Source organism: Teichococcus globiformis (genome assembly GCF_042646265.1).
Classification (GTDB): Bacteria; Pseudomonadota; Alphaproteobacteria; order Acetobacterales; family Acetobacteraceae; genus Pseudoroseomonas; species Pseudoroseomonas globiformis.
This window is the reverse complement of the sequence record NZ_JBHRTN010000007.1, coordinates 334179-348053: the sequence shown is the minus strand read 5'-3', so window position 1 is coordinate 348053 and position 13875 is coordinate 334179. Positions and strand designations below refer to the sequence as shown.

Below are 13875 nucleotides of genomic sequence, written 5' to 3'. Positions count from 1 at the left end.
GGAAGAAGGTCCGCGAATGCCTGTACCGCTGCATCCAGAAACATCCCGGAGCACAGCCATGACCGAGCCTTTCGCCAGCCGTATGATCAAGGTGAACCAGGCTCGGCACTGGGCCCGCTTGATGGAAATGGCAGAGATCGGTGCCATCCCTGGCCCCACAGATGCTGACCGAGGCGTCAATCGCGCCTGCTTGACGCGACTGGATCGTGAAGCCCGCCGCCTGCTGATCGGCTGGGCTCGCGACATCGGCCTTTCGGTCTCCGTGGACAGCATGGCCAACCTTTTTCTACGTCTGGAAGGCCAGGACACGGAGGCAGAACCGGTCCTGACCGGCAGCCATATGGACACTCAGCCCCGAGGCGGCCGTTTCGACGGCATTTGGGGCGTGCTGGCTGGACTCGAAGCCGTACAGGCCATCCGTGAGGGCAGCATTTGGCCTCGGCGGCCGATCGAGATCGTAGCTTGGACCAATGAAGAAGGCGGGCGCTTTGCTCCCGGGTGCATGGGCAGCATGGCATGGTCTGGGTCGGAACCCGCTAATCGGTGGGATGCCGTGATAGACAGCGATGGCGTATCCTTCCGAGCCGCCCTGGAACAGCATCTGGCGGAAGAGGCCGACTTGCCGCGCCGTCCGCTCGGTCCGGTTGGTAAGGCGAAGCCCGTCGCCTACATCGAGGCCCACATCGAGCAGGGACCGATTCTGGAAGCGGAGCAGTTGGACATCGGCATTGTCACCGGCATCCAAGGCAGCCGCTGGTTCAACGTTGAGATCAGGGGAAAGACGGATCATGCCGGCACCACCCCGCTCGGTCTGAGGCATGATGCGGTTCAGGACATGATCCGCGCCATCAACGCGCTGAACACCCTGACCCATGACCCGGAGGATATCCTCCGCTTCACTGTTGGCAGGATCGAAGTCTTGCCAGGCAGCTCAAACACAGTTGCCGACACGGCAAGATTCACCATCGATCTGCGACACCCGGACGCGGCGATCCTGTTGAGCAAAGGCGATGCGATCCCGCAAACGGTCGAGGCCGCATTACAGGACTGCAGCGCCTCGGTGAGCGAAACATTCAATGCGGCTCCGCGCCAGTTCCAGCATGACGTTCTAGACGCCATAGCTCGCGCAGCGCAGCTCAACGAAGCACGCTACAGACACCTGATGTCGGGGGCATTCCATGATGCCCAGTTCCTCGCATCCGTTTGCCCGACAGGGATGATTTTTGCTCCCTCTCGCGCCGGGATCAGCCACCATCCTGCGGAGTACTCGTCGCCTGAGCAACTGGCCCGCGGCACCCAGGTGTTGGCATCCACACTTCTCGATCTCGCTTCACGTTGAAGGAAGCCGGCTTCGGGTTGGCAGTTGACCTCGCCGGTAGGCAGGGCCCCTAGGGGGACGATGAAACTCGACCCCTTCTCTCAGCCGATCAGGTTTGGGAAGCTGACTGCGGCTCCCGTTAGCGCTTACCAGCGGCGAGGAGGTCCACAATCCAGGTGCACGAAGCCGTCACGCCGGTAAAGCCCCACACCTCCTACCTGCATCTCCGCTGCCAGACGTGCTACTCCATAAGCATTGAACCCAGGAAGCCGGAAATCAGCCGCCATGCCTGACATATGCAGGCTGACTGAGGAAACCCGGCTCGTCCGCAACGCACTGTTCCGCTCAGGTGTCCGATAGCCGCTGGAGATGACATACGCCTCGCTGCTATCCAGCCTTTCCGCCACAGCATGAAGCACGTCGAAGAGACGGGGGTCCATCGGGGTCACCTCCGCGGCGGAAAGGTCACGGAACACCCAGTCCAGCTTGTGCAGAGCCTCCCGGTCATATCGTCCCTCTCGAAAATAAACGCCGTCGAACCCATCCTCGGTGAGTGCGCGCTGGACGCGCAGTCGCCTGATCGAGGGAAGCGGAGGCTGAGCTGTCGCTTTGGTGCTGGCCCCAGCGCAGGCCAGCAATCCTAACCCGGCCGCGATCACCTCTCTCCGCCCAAACTGCGTCGGATCGCAGCAGGGGCAGCTATGCTTCAACGACCGTGGAAACATGGGTTGTACGGATCCTGAGGTTGGCGACGCTGAGCTTCCAGATAATTGAGCTGCAAGCACTTGCTGGGGGAGCTTCTCACGGCCGAGACTTCACGGACTGTGCCATCGCAGTTGCGGTTGGGAGACGGTTAGGTGCTGAACCAGGCTGCGGAACATGGGACTGAGTCTACGAAGCCTCAAGCATCTTCACCAGTCTTGAACCCACATAGACACCAGCCAATTCAGCACATTGTTTCCAAAGGATTATTGGTCAGGAGGACTTTCCACCCTTCAGCACAGCGAAAGGGCTGGGACGCTGTTGAGACTTATCGCCATCTCGCATGGGGAGATCGATCTCCTCAAGCGAGGTTGGCACCGTTGCTCCGGGTGACCGTGGGTAAGGGTCCATGGCAAGGGCCAACTGCTCCGCTACCGCCTCGCCAAGGTCGACGCTTCCTTTATCGGCAAAAAGTTCGTCCGGCCCATCGGGATCCTCGCTGGGTGGCCGGCCTTCCGGCAAGAAGCGCGCATCGACAGCTTCTTTAACGTGTTGATTCACAGGTTCAAGCGTTACGACGCAGGATTGTGTCACCTCGGCTTCCATCACCCCTGTGACCCGTATCGTGCCACCAACTTCGGGCTTAAGGTTCAGTTCAGCCTGTAAGAAGGCAATCCCGAGAATGCGAAACCGGTGTGCCAACGCAGCACATTCCGTTGCCGTAGCTGCCAGTCGGTATTGCCGACCGTTCTCGGGCACTGCGGCCCACGTCAGAGGGCGAGAAAATTCCGGCGTCATGGGAGGTCCTCAGGCGGATAGAAGGTAATTTTGCCTCGCAAAAGGTCTTCAAAGCTCTGCTGGGTCAATTCCGTTTCGGTTCTCAGGACAAACTGCGCCAGCCGTGCTGGGCCCGACCCATCGGTAGGAAGGCTGCCCCGCCACACGTTGCGTAGAAGCGCCTCGGAGAGGGCTGCCGCATCCCCCGCATCGAGCGAAGCGTCGTAGGCCTTTGCGCGGCCGTGAAACGCTTCCCACATCGCCTTGACCCTGCGAGCGATCGACATGTCGCCCACACCCATTTCGCGGAGGTTGTGGTCCATGTCGGCGAACATGGCGTCGAAGACCGCCTGTGCGAGCTGACCTCCGCGTGGATCTGCCTCCTGCCTCAGGCGCCGGATGAGCAGCGCCACATGCAGACCAACTAGATCGAACCGGCCATCTAAGCTATCGGCCACCCCGATCCGCGCAAAGAAGGCCGGGTGTCGGGCAGCGCCCACGGCTGCCGTGTACAGTTGGAAGCCTTGCCGCTCCAGCGGCGCGCGACGGAAAAGCCTCAACAATCCCATAGGTGGAAAGGTTCCTTATGCCGCAAGATCGCGCCCGCGGGCAGTCAGCGGTTGACCCGGCGATGTCCGGGTGGCAATCGACCAGCAAATGGACCGCAATGCTGATCCCGGTCAATCTGCGTCAGGCTTGGCATAGTCCGGGTCGATAAGGCCCGGCATTTTTTTGAAGGAATGGGGTTTCGTGAGCTTCAGGCAACCGTGTCGCTCTGCTGCCGCGCCTCTGCTTGCCTTGGCGTTGCTGGCAGTTCCACTGGCTGGCTGTTCGTTCTTTCAGGCAACGCCGGTTCAGCATGGCAACAGGGCCGATCCTGACTTACTCGCGCAGCTCGCTCCGGGAGTGCAGACGCAAACGGACGTTCAGGCCCTTCTTGGCTCTCCCTCCGCCACCGGCACCTTCGACCGCAATACCTGGTACTACATCAGCTCGATGTCGCGCATGCAGCCCGCAGGCAATCCCTCCAAGGAAAATCAACGCGTTGTGGTTGTCCACTTTGATGATGCCGGAGTGCTGCGAACCATCGAGCAGCGTGGCTCGGATACCATGCAGGACGTGGCCGTGGTTGAACGCACCACGCCTGTCCCGGGCACCGACCGCACCCTGCTGCAAGCGCTGTTTGGCAACATCGGCCGTGTTGGAGCAAACAGCATGAGCAACGATCCTGGGCCAGGCGGAGGACCAGGCCGCTAAGGAGGCAAATGCGCCACCGGATCACAGCTGATGCCTGCCGCGGTCCCGTAGCGGGGGGAACAATCAAAAGTGGCTCCAGCCTCCTGCTTGAACTGGCATAGGATTGCCGAAGATATCCACCAGGCTGACGCGCATCTCGCCACTCACCAGCCGGCCAATGCGTGTCACCAACGTATCGCATGCCTTGGCGCGGTGCTGTATCTCGACCGCGGCCTCAGCCGGTGCCGAAAACAGCAACTCGTAATCATCTCCACCCGCAAGAAGTTCGATCAACCCTCCGGGCTTGGTGCGTAGCCATTCTTTTGCTGGCAGGGAAAGCGGGATGGAGCCGGAGAAGATTTCGGCCCCGCATCCTGATGCACGGCAGATATGCCCAAGATCCTGAACCAATCCGTCTGACACATCCATGGCGCACGCCGCAAAACCCACCAAGCTTTGCCCCAGCATCAACCGGGGCTGCGGCAGGCGGTAGCGGCTAGTCAGATAGCCATCCTCATCGCCGATCGCCCCCCGCCTGGCACGAAGCCCAAGAATTCCGTCCCCGACCGTCCCAGAAACCCATAGGTCATGGCCCGGCCTTCCTCCGCTTCGGCGCAAGGCCGCGCTGGGTGCAACATGACCTAGCACGGTCAGCGACAGGCTGATCGGGCCCGGAGTGGAAACCGTGTCGCCCCCTAACAGGCTCAGCCCGAACTCACGTTGATCCGCCGCCAAGCCCTCGGCGAAATCCTGTAACCAAGCCTCGCCGCGTTCCTTCGGCACGGCCACGGTCATCAGGTAGCCCAGAGGCACAGCGCCCATGGCCGCTAGATCCGACAGGTTGGTTCGCAGAAGCTTGCGTCCGACGCTACCGGCAGGGTCATCCGGCAGGAAGTGCACGGTTTCCACAAGGGCATCGGCAGCGATCACCAATTCGCGGCCTTGAGGCGGCGTCAACACGGCAGCGTCGTCGGCAAGATCCAGGGCGCCATCTCCGGCCAATGGCCTGAAACAACGATCGATCAAGGAAAACTCGGACGGATAATTCATCGTGTCAGCTACGTCCCGTCATCAGCCAAGCTGCAGAATACCCAGGCTTTCGCTTCCACAGGGACCGCCGCGACTATCTGGATGAGCGTTGGAACTCTTCCGCCCGAAGGGATCTGGCCATGGCATCCAGGACACCGTTTGCAAAGCGAGGTTCATCGCCGCCGAAGAAGCCATGAGCGATGTCCATATACTCGTTGATCACCACCCGTGCCGGCGGCTCGCTGCCTGAGGAAAGCTCATAAGCTGCGGCGCGCAACAGTGCCCGAAGCACAGGGTCCAGCCGCTCCACTGTCCAGCTTTCGGCCAAATGGCCAGCGAGGATGGAATCCATTCCCTCAGTTTGGCGGGCCACGCCTCGGACCACATGCGTGAAAAGCGGCACATCGGCCAGCGGCACACGCCCATCTTCAAAGCCCCCGCCATCCGGCCCGATCCGGTGCCGCACGAACTGGTCGATCACCGTCTCAGTGGATTCACCCGACAGATCGCTCTGAAAAAGGGCCTGAATGGCGGCAACGCGGGAGCCGGTGCGGGCTCGCCCTGCAGGTTGCGGCCGTCTCGGTTGAGTCGTCATGCGGTGATCCCGTTTCCCTGGTCCCAGGCACGAGCAAGCCGGATCTGCTGCACCAGGGCATGGGCTGCCTCGCCACCCTTGTTATGCCGATCGGCGGCCGAACGCGCCTCGGCTTGCGCCAAGGTTTCCACTGTCAGCAGGCCGAAGCCTAGCGGAACGCCGGTTTCCGCGCTGATGTCCATGACACCCTGGCACACCGCTTCGCAAATGAACTGATAATGGTCGGTTTCCCCCTTCACGACGCAACCATGCAGCAGGTACCCGTCCCACCCGCCGTTTCGGATGGCCATGCGAAGGGCAGCCGGCAGTTCGAAGGCTCCCGCCACATCGACAACCTGAAGTTCGGCCCCGATCGCGGAAAGCACGGCCTCCGCTCCCCGGCGCATACCGGACACCACGGCCTCGTAGTAGGGCGCCTGGATCAAGAGAATGCGTGGCGCAGGCCCGGCCAGCGGTAATGTGGCGCGTTCAGGCGCGTCAATGGTGCTCATCTGGAGGTGCTCACAAGGAAGGCGTCAGCGTTGGGGCTCGTCCGGGATAGGCTGTGTTTCCACAACCGTCAGCCCGTAACCTTCCAACCCGACAATGGCTTTAGGGTGATTGGTGAGAAGGGTCATGTCACGAACGCCGAGATCGGCAAGGATCTGGGCGCCGATACCGTAATCACGCAGCTCGGGCGGTGCTGTGCGTTGGCGGCCGGCCCGGACGCGTTCGGACAAGGCAGTCGCCTTGACGTCGCGGATCAACACGATGACGCCCCTGCCCTGGGCTTCAATCTGCCGCAGGCAGCCCTGCAACTCACGCGGTCCTTCGGTGCCGATGATGTCGGAGAAGATGTTGACGGCATGCATCCGGGCCAGCACGGAACCGGGGCGGTGCAAGTCTCCCCGGACCAGAGCGACATGCTCTCCGTATTCGAGGGCGTTGGCGTAGACGATGACCCGCCATTCCGCTCCGGCAATCTCGATCTTTCCTTCCTCGACCCGTTTGACCACACGCTCGGTGCGCCGACGATGGGCGATAAGGTCAGCGATGGTGCCAAGCTTCAGGCCATGATGCTGCGCGAAGGCCACCAAGTCTGGCATACGCGCCATAGTGCCGTCTTCATTCATGATCTCGCAGATCACTCCGGCGGGGTTGAGACCGGCGAGCCTTGCAAAATCGACTGCCGCTTCCGTATGGCCGGCCCGGACCAGGGTCCCGCCTTCCCTCGCAACCAGAGGAAAGACGTGTCCGGGGGTCACAATCTCGTCCCGCTTGGCTTCCGGATTGATCGCAACAGCAACAGTGCGCGCCCGATCAGCAGCGGAAATGCCGGTGGTGACACCATCTCGCGCCTCGATCGAGACAGTGAAGGCCGTCTGGTGCCGGGTTCCATTGCTCTGTGCCATCAAGGGAAGGCCGATCTGCTCAACCCGCGTCTTGGTCATCGCCAGGCAGATCAACCCCCGGGCATGGCGGGCCATGAAGTTGATGACATCAGGGGTGGCGAACTGAGCAGGAATGACGAGGTCGCCCTCATTCTCACGGTCTTCATCATCAACAAGGATGAACATGCGGCCACGGCGGGCTTCCTCGAGCAACTCCTCGGTTGGACTGAGGAATTCGGCGTAAGAGGTCCGGGTGTGCAACGCGCTGCTCATGCCTTGATGTCCTCGGGATTGAACTGCCGCAGCCGGGCCACATAGCGCGCCAGCATGTCGATCTCGATATTCACGTGGTCGCCCGCAACCAGGCCGCCCAGAGTGGTGGCGGCGGCTGTATGAGGAATGATGTTGACGCCGAACTCGAACCCGTCGACCTCGTTCACCGTCAGCGACACGCCCTCGATCGTGATGGATCCCTTGGGCGCGACAAAGGGTGCCAGCTGCGGCGGAAGGCGGAACACGCACCGCAGCGATCCATGCTCCGGCGTGGAGGATAGCATCTGCGCCACACCGTCGACATGGCCCGAAACCACGTGGCCTCCCATTTCGTCTCCGACGCGAAGCGCACGCTCCAGGTTGATACGGCTGCCCTGTCGCCATGCGCGGAGCGTGGTCAGCTTCAGGGTTTCTCCCGACACATCGACTGTGAACCGGGTGGCCGCCATGTCGGTCACAGTGAGACAGCAGCCGGAGCAGCAGATCGAAGCACCGATCGCAGCACCTTCGAGCCAGCCATCCGGCGTCCCGATCTCAAGCCGCATGTCATGACTTCCGCCCATCGGTTCAATGGCCGATACGGTGCCGGTCGCGGTGATGATACCGGTAAACATTCAGGCAAGTCTCCTGGGTGACGGGGCCTTGCTGGCGGACGGGGCTGTGCTGACGAACTCGCTGAGCAGGTCAGCCCCCACCATCGAGACGCCGATGCGGCGATATCTGGGCATCGATGCCAGCAACTCCAGAGGCAGCGCGTCGGCCGCCGGGCGGCCATCGCCGCCCATGATGGCGGGCGCATGGAACCAGGCCAGCTGGTCGACCAATCCATTGCGCAGCAATCCGGCCGCGAGAGCAGCGCCGCCCTCGGCCAACACCCTCGTCAGACCCCGGGCGGCCAGGGCCCTGAGCAGCGATGGAAGATCCAGCCCAGCCCCCTCCTCAGCACCCGGAACTTCCAGGATGATGGCTCCGGCGGCGCGTAGAACGCCCAGGCTGGCGTCCGAATGCCCAGGACGGGTGGCAACCCAGACCGGTCCGCCCTCCCGCAGCATCCGCGCCGCAGGGTTGGTGCGCAGCCGCGCATCCGCGACGATGCGCACGGTGGGGATGGGCGCGAAGCCTGGAATGCGGCAGGAAAGCTCCGGGTCGTCGGCCACAACCGTTCCACTGCCAACCAGAACCGCATCATGGCGGCCGCGCAGAACATGGGCGGCTCGGCGCGCCGCAGGGCCGGTGATCCACTGGCTTTCGCCGGTTCGTGTAGCGATGCGTCCGTCCAGCGTCGTTGCCAGCTTCAACGTCACCAGCGGGAGATTCTCGGATAGGCGCTTCAGGAAGCCCTGGTTGAGCGCCCGCGCCTCCTCCTCCAGCACACCCATGGTGATAGCAATTCCGGCGGCGGCCATGCGCTCCAGCCCAGCGCCATCAACTCTGGGATCAGGATCCCTCAGGGCCACCACGACGCGGGCAATGCCCGCGTCAATCAGCGCATCCGTACAGGGTGGTGTTCGTCCCCAGTGGCAGCAGGGCTCCAGCGTAACGTAGGCGGTAGAACCCGTTGCATTAGAGCCGGCGCGTTTCAGCGCCTCCGTTTCTGCATGCGGCCGCCCGCCTGGAGCGGTCCAACCTCGCCCGACAACTTGCCCGTCGCGCACGATAACACAGCCCACGGACGGGTTGGGCCAGGTGCTGCCTAAACCACGCGCCGCGAGCGCCAAGGCCGCTCGCATATGCGCGGCATCCTCGGAGGTCGCCGGAACCAAGGTCGAAGGTGCAGGCAGGTTCATCATGCGGCGCCGTAATGCCGTCGATCCACCAGTCTGCTCAAGAGGGATAAGCCTACAGGAGCCTTGCTCCACTGCGCTTCCCGACGCACAGAGCACCGGCAGACCGAAGACTGCGCCGTAGTCGCTTTCCCCGCGCCGCCGCCTTGGCTGCCAGGGAGCAGGAGAGCAACATGCTTGTGCGCTGGTACAGATGCGGAGATGCCAGCCACGGCAGCGTCACCCCTCCGGACCGCGGTCAAGCGCACCCAGAAAAGCCTGAAAATCCGCCGCCTCGCCGAAGTTCCGATAAACCGAGGCAAAACGCACATAGGCAACTTGATCGAGTTCCTTGAGTGTCTCCATCACCATCTCGCCAATCCGGCGCGAGGTGATCTCGCTCTCGCCCTCGGCCTCCAGGCGGCGCTGGATGCCGTTCACGATACGCTCCACCCGGTCTTCATCCACCGGGCGCTTGCGCAAGGCGATGCGGATGGAGCGCGCAAGTTTATCCCGGTCAAAGGCAACACGACGGTTGTCGGACTTCACCACCGTCAGTTCGCGCAAGGTTACCCGCTCGAAGGTTGTGAAGCGGGCACCGCAGGACGGGCATGAACGCCGTCGCCGGATCGCCGCCCCGTCATCGGCAGGCCGGCTATCCTTCACCTGCGTGTCCTCACTGCCGCAGAAGGGACAGCGCATCCTTCTCCCTCCCGCCCCGCCGCGTCAGCCGCGGTAGATGGGGAAGCGGGCGCAAAGCGCCTGAACCACCTTTCCCACCTCACGCTCCACATCTTCGTTTCCGGACGGCTCGTTGCTGCCGGACAGGCCGGCCAGTACCCGCCCGATCAATTGGCCAATTTCACGGAACTCAGCCTCGCTCATGCCGCGCGTGGTTGCTGCAGGAGTACCGAGGCGGATGCCGGAGGTGACGAAAGGCTTCTCGGGATCGAACGGGATGGCGTTCTTGTTGCAGGTCAGATGTGCACGGCCAAGCGCCGCCTCCGCCACCTTGCCCGTCAGCTTCATGGGCCGCAGGTCGACGAGCATCAGGTGATTGTCCGTACCACCGGTTACGATGCCGGCCCCCTGTGCCATCAGCTCGCCCGCCAGGGCCTTGGCATTCGCCACCACCTGGGCTGCGTAGCTGCGGAACTCAGGCCGAAGCGCTTCACCGAACGCCACCGCCTTGGCCGCGATCACATGCTCAAGCGGACCACCCTGCAGCCCCGGAAACACCGCACTGTTCAGCTTCTTCGCCAGTGCTTCATCATTGGTCAGAATCATGCCGCCGCGGGGGCCCCGCAAGGTCTTGTGTGTCGTGGTGGTGACCACATGCGCATGCGGAAAGGGCGAAGCATGGGCACCGCCGGCGACCAGACCAGCAAAATGCGCCATGTCCACCATGAAAACAGCGCCGACTTCGTCGGCAATGGCACGAAAGCGAGCAAAGTCCCACGCCCTGGAATAAGCGGAGCCGCCGGCCACGATCACCTTGGGACGGCTTTCACGGGCGATACCGGCCACCTTCTCCATGTCGATCAGGCCGGATTCGCGCTCCACTGTGTAGGGCGCGACCTTGAACCACTTGCCGGATTGATTGGCGGAGGAACCGTGCGTCAGATGCCCGCCCGCTGCGAGATCCAGCCCCATGAAGGTGTCGCCGGGCTGCATCAGGGCAAAGAAGACAGCCTGGTTTGCCTGCGCGCCACTGTGCGGCTGGACATTGGCGAAGCCGCAATCGAACAGCTTCTTTGCCCGCTCAATTGCCAGGGTCTCGATCTCGTCCACAACCTCGCAACCGCCGTAGTACCGCTTGCCCGGCAGACCCTCGGCATACTTGTTGGTGAGAATGGAACCCTGCGCCTCGAGCACAGCGCGGGAGACAATGTTCTCCGAGGCGATCAGCTCCAGCCCGTCCTGCTGGCGGACCATTTCACGGCCGATCAACCCCGCGATATCCGGATCGACCTCGTTCAGGGCGGCGCTAAAGAAGGCGGACTGGGTCATGGCAGCGTTCAGGCCTCCAGCGTGGAATGCGGCGTGATCTTGGCAATGCGGCGCTCATGCCGTCCCCCCTCAAAGGGAGTGGTCAGGAAGGCCGAAAGAGAGTCCAGCACTACCTCAGGACCCATGGTGCGGGCACCGAAGCAAGCAATGTTGGCGTTGTTATGGGCGCGGGTAAGCCGGGCCTCGGTTGTGTTGTGCACCACCACGGCGCGAATAGCGGGATGGCGGTTGGCGGCGATCGACATGCCAATTCCGGAGCCGCAAACCAGCACACCGAAGCCGGCCTGCCCCTCGGCCACAGCCTGGGCCACGCGGTGAGCGAAATCTGGATAATCCACACTGCCGTCGCCATGGGTGCCGAAATCCAGGACAGGATGCCCGGCGGCTTCCAGGGCAGCGCGGAGGCTGTCCTTCAGGGCGACGCCGGCATGGTCGGCGCCAAGGGCGATCGGGGTTTCGGCAGGATTCATGAAACTTCGATACCACGCATCCCCCCGGTGGGAAATCGGGGCCATCCAGGCAACCGCGCAATGCCGTCATGTGCCCGGCGGATGATGCCTATGCCATGGCCCAAGGTTCAGCCCAGGCTGGGCCGGATGCCCGTGCGCCAGCTTGGCCGCGATCAGGCCTCCAACTTGCTCCAGAGGTGGTGGTCTGCGCCGCAGGGGTTTAAGTCCCCGCTGCATATCTTGGGAGAATATGGCGACATGCTGGCCCATCCAGGCCAAGCTTTGGCTGCCGCAGGAGATAACGCATGACATCCTTGGCTCTCGGCCGCTTTCCCGAAACGCGCCTCCGTCGTAACCGCCGCGACGGGTGGACCAGGCGCCTTGTGGCGGAGCACCGGCTATCTGTCGACGATCTGATCTGGCCGATCTTCATTATGGAAGGCACAGGACGCACTTCGGAGGTGGCTTCCATGCCGGGGGCGCTGCGAGTCACGCTCGACCGACTGGAAGCCCATGTGGCTCCGGCGGCCGAGTTGGGCATTCCCGCACTTGCGCTGTTTCCCATGGTGCCATCAGATCGCAAGGATGCCGAAGGCAGCGAAGCGGCTAATCCCGACAACCTGATGTGCCGCGCGGCACGTCTGCTGAAAGCCCGCTTTCCCGATGTGGGCCTGATCGGCGACGTTGCGCTCGACCCATACACCGATCACGGGCATGATGGGGTTCTCCGGCATGGCTACGTGGCAAACGACGAATCCGTTGAGGTGCTGGTGGCTCAGGCCCTCGCACAGGCTGCCGCGGGCATCGACGTCATTGCGCCGTCCGACATGATGGACGGGCGCATCGGCAAGATCCGCACAGCTCTGGATGGAACGGGACTGATCCACACCCGGATCATGTCCTACGCCGCCAAGTATGCCTCGGCCTTTTACGGCCCATTCCGGGATGCGCTGGGGTCCGGCGGTGTGCTGCAAGGCGACAAGAAGACTTATCAGATGGATCCGGCCAACACTGACGAGGCCTTGCGGGAAGTAGCACAGGACTTGGCCGAGGGCGCCGACATGGTGATGGTGAAGCCCGGCATGCCCTATCTGGACATCGTTCAGCGCGTGAAAAGCCAGTTCAGAGTGCCGACTTTCGCCTATCAGGTGAGTGGCGAGTACGCGATGATCATGGCGGCGGCTGGCCATGGATGGCTGGACCGCGACAAAGCCATGATGGAAAGCCTCATGGCCTTCAAGCGGGCGGGCGCCGATGGCGTGCTCACCTACTTCGCCGTGGACGCGGCACGGAAGCTACGAGCCGGTTCATGATCGTGCAGTGCCGCAGCAGGGCTGCGGCACCCTCCCGATCAGGCCGACGCCTTATCCAAAACCTCAATATCCTCACGGCTAAGCTGCAGCCGGGCAGCCGCCAGAAGCTCGTCAAGCTGCTGCAAGCTGGTGGCGCTGGCAATAGGGGCCGTGATGCTGGGCCGGGCCATCAACCAGGCAATGGCGACTTGGCCCGGCTTGACCCCGTGCCGGGCTGAGACATCATCAAGGGCTTTCAGCACCGCCTTGCCATGGTCGGTCAGGTACTTCTTCAAGCCAGCGCCGCGGGTACTCTGGGACAGATCGGCCTCGGAGCGGTACTTCCCTGTCAGAAAACCGGCCGCCAAGGAGAAGTAGGTGATCACCCCGATGCCTTCAGCTGAGCAAAGCGCCTCCAGCCCGTCTTCATAGCCGCTCCGCTCAACCAGATTGTAGTGGGGCTGCAGACTTTCATACCGCGGCAGACGGTGCTTTGCGCTTGTATCAAGGGCTGATCGAAGGCGGGTCACGTCGTAATTCGACGCACCGATGGCGCGGACCTTGCCCTCCTTGATCAGGACATCATAGGTGCCCAGCGTTTCCTCGAGAGGGGTGTCCGCATCGTCCTTGTGCGACTGGTAAAGGTCGATCCGATCTGTCCTCAGTCTCTGCAGCGAAGCCTCCACCGAGCGCCGGATATGCGCCTCGCTCAGACCTTTGCGGTTGGGCGCCATTTCCATGCCAACCTTTGTCGCCAGCACCACCTGGTTCCGCTTACCGCTCCGTGCGAGCCAGTTGCCGATCACGGTTTCGGATTCGCCACCCTCGTGCCCCGGAGCCCAGACCGAATACACATCCGCCGTGTCGATAAAGTTGAAGCCTTCACTGGCGAAGCGATCAAGCAGCCTGAATGACTCGGCTTCATTCGTTGTCCAACCGAACACGTTGCCACCAAAGCAGATAGGCGAAACAAGAAGCTCCGAACGGCCCAGCTTCCGCATCTTCATGCTTCATCTCCGTCACCACGTGCAAGTCAACCCGCTCAGTATCCACCTGCGGCC

The 13875-nt window shown here is 62.7% G+C and carries 16 protein-coding genes; 3 read left to right on the top strand and 13 right to left on the bottom strand.

From position 1 onward, the window contains the following. Positions 1–58 precede the first annotated feature (58 nt). Complete coding sequence (locus ACFOD4_RS06870) at positions 59–1339, top strand: M20 family metallo-hydrolase (protein ID WP_379595189.1); 1281 nt, start codon at positions 59–61, stop codon at positions 1337–1339. Positions 1340–1464: 125 nt separating this feature from the next. Here ACFOD4_RS06870 and ACFOD4_RS06865 read toward each other — a convergent pair whose 3' ends face one another. The 3 genes from ACFOD4_RS06865 to ACFOD4_RS06855 form a co-directional block, all read right to left on the bottom strand. Then, positions 1465–2043, bottom strand: a complete 579-nt coding sequence (locus ACFOD4_RS06865; protein WP_379595188.1) for a YcbK family protein — start codon at positions 2041–2043, stop codon at positions 1465–1467. Between the two features lie 250 nt (positions 2044–2293). Then, entirely contained in the window at positions 2294–2818 is a 525-nt protein-coding gene (locus ACFOD4_RS06860; protein WP_379595187.1) for a YceD family protein, read from the bottom strand. Next, a complete protein-coding gene (locus ACFOD4_RS06855) occupies positions 2815–3366 on the bottom strand; it encodes a ubiquinol-cytochrome C chaperone family protein (RefSeq protein ID WP_379595186.1) in 552 nt (183 codons plus the stop codon). The genes ACFOD4_RS06860 and ACFOD4_RS06855 overlap by 4 nt, the downstream gene beginning before the upstream one ends. Before the next feature lie 229 nt (positions 3367–3595). Between ACFOD4_RS06855 and ACFOD4_RS06850 the strand changes: the two genes are divergently transcribed. Continuing rightward, positions 3596–4054, top strand: a complete 459-nt coding sequence (locus ACFOD4_RS06850) for an outer membrane protein assembly factor BamE (protein ID WP_379595185.1) — start codon at positions 3596–3598, stop codon at positions 4052–4054. 63 nt (positions 4055–4117) lie between these two features. Here the strand turns inward: ACFOD4_RS06850 and thiL are convergent, their stop codons facing one another. The 9 genes from thiL to rpiB all read right to left on the bottom strand — a co-directional run bounded on the left by thiL (position 4118) and on the right by rpiB (position 11543). Continuing rightward, positions 4118–5083 carry a thiamine-phosphate kinase gene (gene thiL / locus ACFOD4_RS06845; protein ID WP_379595184.1) on the bottom strand — a complete coding sequence of 322 codons (966 nt, stop codon included), beginning with the start codon at positions 5081–5083 and terminating at the stop codon, positions 4118–4120. A gap of 73 nt (positions 5084–5156) precedes the next feature. Continuing rightward, positions 5157–5657, bottom strand: coding sequence for a transcription antitermination factor NusB (nusB, locus tag ACFOD4_RS06840; RefSeq protein ID WP_379595183.1), 501 nt, complete (start codon positions 5655–5657; stop codon positions 5157–5159). After that, positions 5654–6148: a 6,7-dimethyl-8-ribityllumazine synthase gene (gene ribH, locus ACFOD4_RS06835; RefSeq protein WP_379595182.1), complete on the bottom strand. Its 495-nt coding sequence runs from the start codon at positions 6146–6148 to the stop codon at positions 5654–5656. Before ribH ends, nusB begins: the two co-directional genes overlap by 4 nt. 24 nt (positions 6149–6172) lie before the next feature. Further along, positions 6173–7300, bottom strand: a complete 1128-nt coding sequence (gene ribB, locus ACFOD4_RS06830; RefSeq protein ID WP_379595181.1) for a 3,4-dihydroxy-2-butanone-4-phosphate synthase — start codon at positions 7298–7300, stop codon at positions 6173–6175. After that, on the bottom strand, positions 7297–7914 hold the full coding sequence (locus ACFOD4_RS06825; protein WP_379595180.1) for a riboflavin synthase: 618 nt from the start codon (positions 7912–7914) through the stop codon (positions 7297–7299). Before ACFOD4_RS06825 ends, ribB begins: the two co-directional genes overlap by 4 nt. Beyond that, the gene (ribD, locus tag ACFOD4_RS06820; protein ID WP_456316879.1) at positions 7915–9087 is read right to left on the bottom strand and encodes a bifunctional diaminohydroxyphosphoribosylaminopyrimidine deaminase/5-amino-6-(5-phosphoribosylamino)uracil reductase RibD; all 1173 of its coding nucleotides are present in this window, start codon (positions 9085–9087) and stop codon (positions 7915–7917) included. 216 nt (positions 9088–9303) lie between these two features. Then, a complete protein-coding gene (nrdR, locus tag ACFOD4_RS06815; RefSeq protein WP_379595178.1) occupies positions 9304–9765 on the bottom strand; it encodes a transcriptional regulator NrdR in 462 nt (153 codons plus the stop codon). Between the two features lie 24 nt (positions 9766–9789). Continuing rightward, on the bottom strand, positions 9790–11073 hold the full coding sequence (gene glyA / locus ACFOD4_RS06810) for a serine hydroxymethyltransferase (protein WP_379595177.1): 1284 nt from the start codon (positions 11071–11073) through the stop codon (positions 9790–9792). 8 nt (positions 11074–11081) lie between these two features. Further along, entirely contained in the window at positions 11082–11543 is a 462-nt protein-coding gene (rpiB, locus tag ACFOD4_RS06805; protein WP_379595176.1) for a ribose 5-phosphate isomerase B, read from the bottom strand. Between the two features lie 293 nt (positions 11544–11836). Between rpiB and hemB the strand changes: the two genes are divergently transcribed. After that, on the top strand, positions 11837–12835 hold the full coding sequence (gene hemB / locus ACFOD4_RS06800) for a porphobilinogen synthase (protein WP_379595273.1): 999 nt from the start codon (positions 11837–11839) through the stop codon (positions 12833–12835). 38 nt (positions 12836–12873) lie between these two features. Here the strand turns inward: hemB and ACFOD4_RS06795 are convergent, their stop codons facing one another. Further along, positions 12874–13821 carry an aldo/keto reductase gene (locus tag ACFOD4_RS06795; protein ID WP_379595175.1) on the bottom strand — a complete coding sequence of 316 codons (948 nt, stop codon included), beginning with the start codon at positions 13819–13821 and terminating at the stop codon, positions 12874–12876. Between the last annotated feature and the right edge of the window lie 54 nt (positions 13822–13875).

Excerpts from the sequence above, each read along its gene's own strand:
- ACFOD4_RS06870 (WP_379595189.1), top strand. The coding sequence starts at position 59 with ATGACCGAGCCTTTCGCCAGCCGTATGATCAAGGTGAACCAGGCTCGG.
- ACFOD4_RS06865 (WP_379595188.1), bottom strand. The coding sequence starts at position 2,043 with ATGTTTCCACGGTCGTTGAAGCATAGCTGCCCCTGCTGCGATCCGACG.
- ACFOD4_RS06860 (WP_379595187.1), bottom strand. The coding sequence starts at position 2,818 with ATGACGCCGGAATTTTCTCGCCCTCTGACGTGGGCCGCAGTGCCCGAG.
- ACFOD4_RS06855 (WP_379595186.1), bottom strand. The coding sequence starts at position 3,366 with ATGGGATTGTTGAGGCTTTTCCGTCGCGCGCCGCTGGAGCGGCAAGGC.
- thiL (WP_379595184.1), bottom strand. The coding sequence starts at position 5,083 with ATGAATTATCCGTCCGAGTTTTCCTTGATCGATCGTTGTTTCAGGCCA.
- nusB (WP_379595183.1), bottom strand. The coding sequence starts at position 5,657 with ATGACGACTCAACCGAGACGGCCGCAACCTGCAGGGCGAGCCCGCACC.
- ribH (WP_379595182.1), bottom strand. The coding sequence starts at position 6,148 with ATGAGCACCATTGACGCGCCTGAACGCGCCACATTACCGCTGGCCGGG.
- ribB (WP_379595181.1), bottom strand. The coding sequence starts at position 7,300 with ATGAGCAGCGCGTTGCACACCCGGACCTCTTACGCCGAATTCCTCAGT.
- ACFOD4_RS06825 (WP_379595180.1), bottom strand. The coding sequence starts at position 7,914 with ATGTTTACCGGTATCATCACCGCGACCGGCACCGTATCGGCCATTGAA.
- ribD (WP_456316879.1), bottom strand. The coding sequence starts at position 9,087 with ATGAACCTGCCTGCACCTTCGACCTTGGTTCCGGCGACCTCCGAGGAT.
- nrdR (WP_379595178.1), bottom strand. The coding sequence starts at position 9,765 with ATGCGCTGTCCCTTCTGCGGCAGTGAGGACACGCAGGTGAAGGATAGC.
- glyA (WP_379595177.1), bottom strand. The coding sequence starts at position 11,073 with ATGACCCAGTCCGCCTTCTTTAGCGCCGCCCTGAACGAGGTCGATCCG.
- rpiB (WP_379595176.1), bottom strand. The coding sequence starts at position 11,543 with ATGAATCCTGCCGAAACCCCGATCGCCCTTGGCGCCGACCATGCCGGC.
- ACFOD4_RS06795 (WP_379595175.1), bottom strand. The coding sequence starts at position 13,821 with ATGAAGATGCGGAAGCTGGGCCGTTCGGAGCTTCTTGTTTCGCCTATC.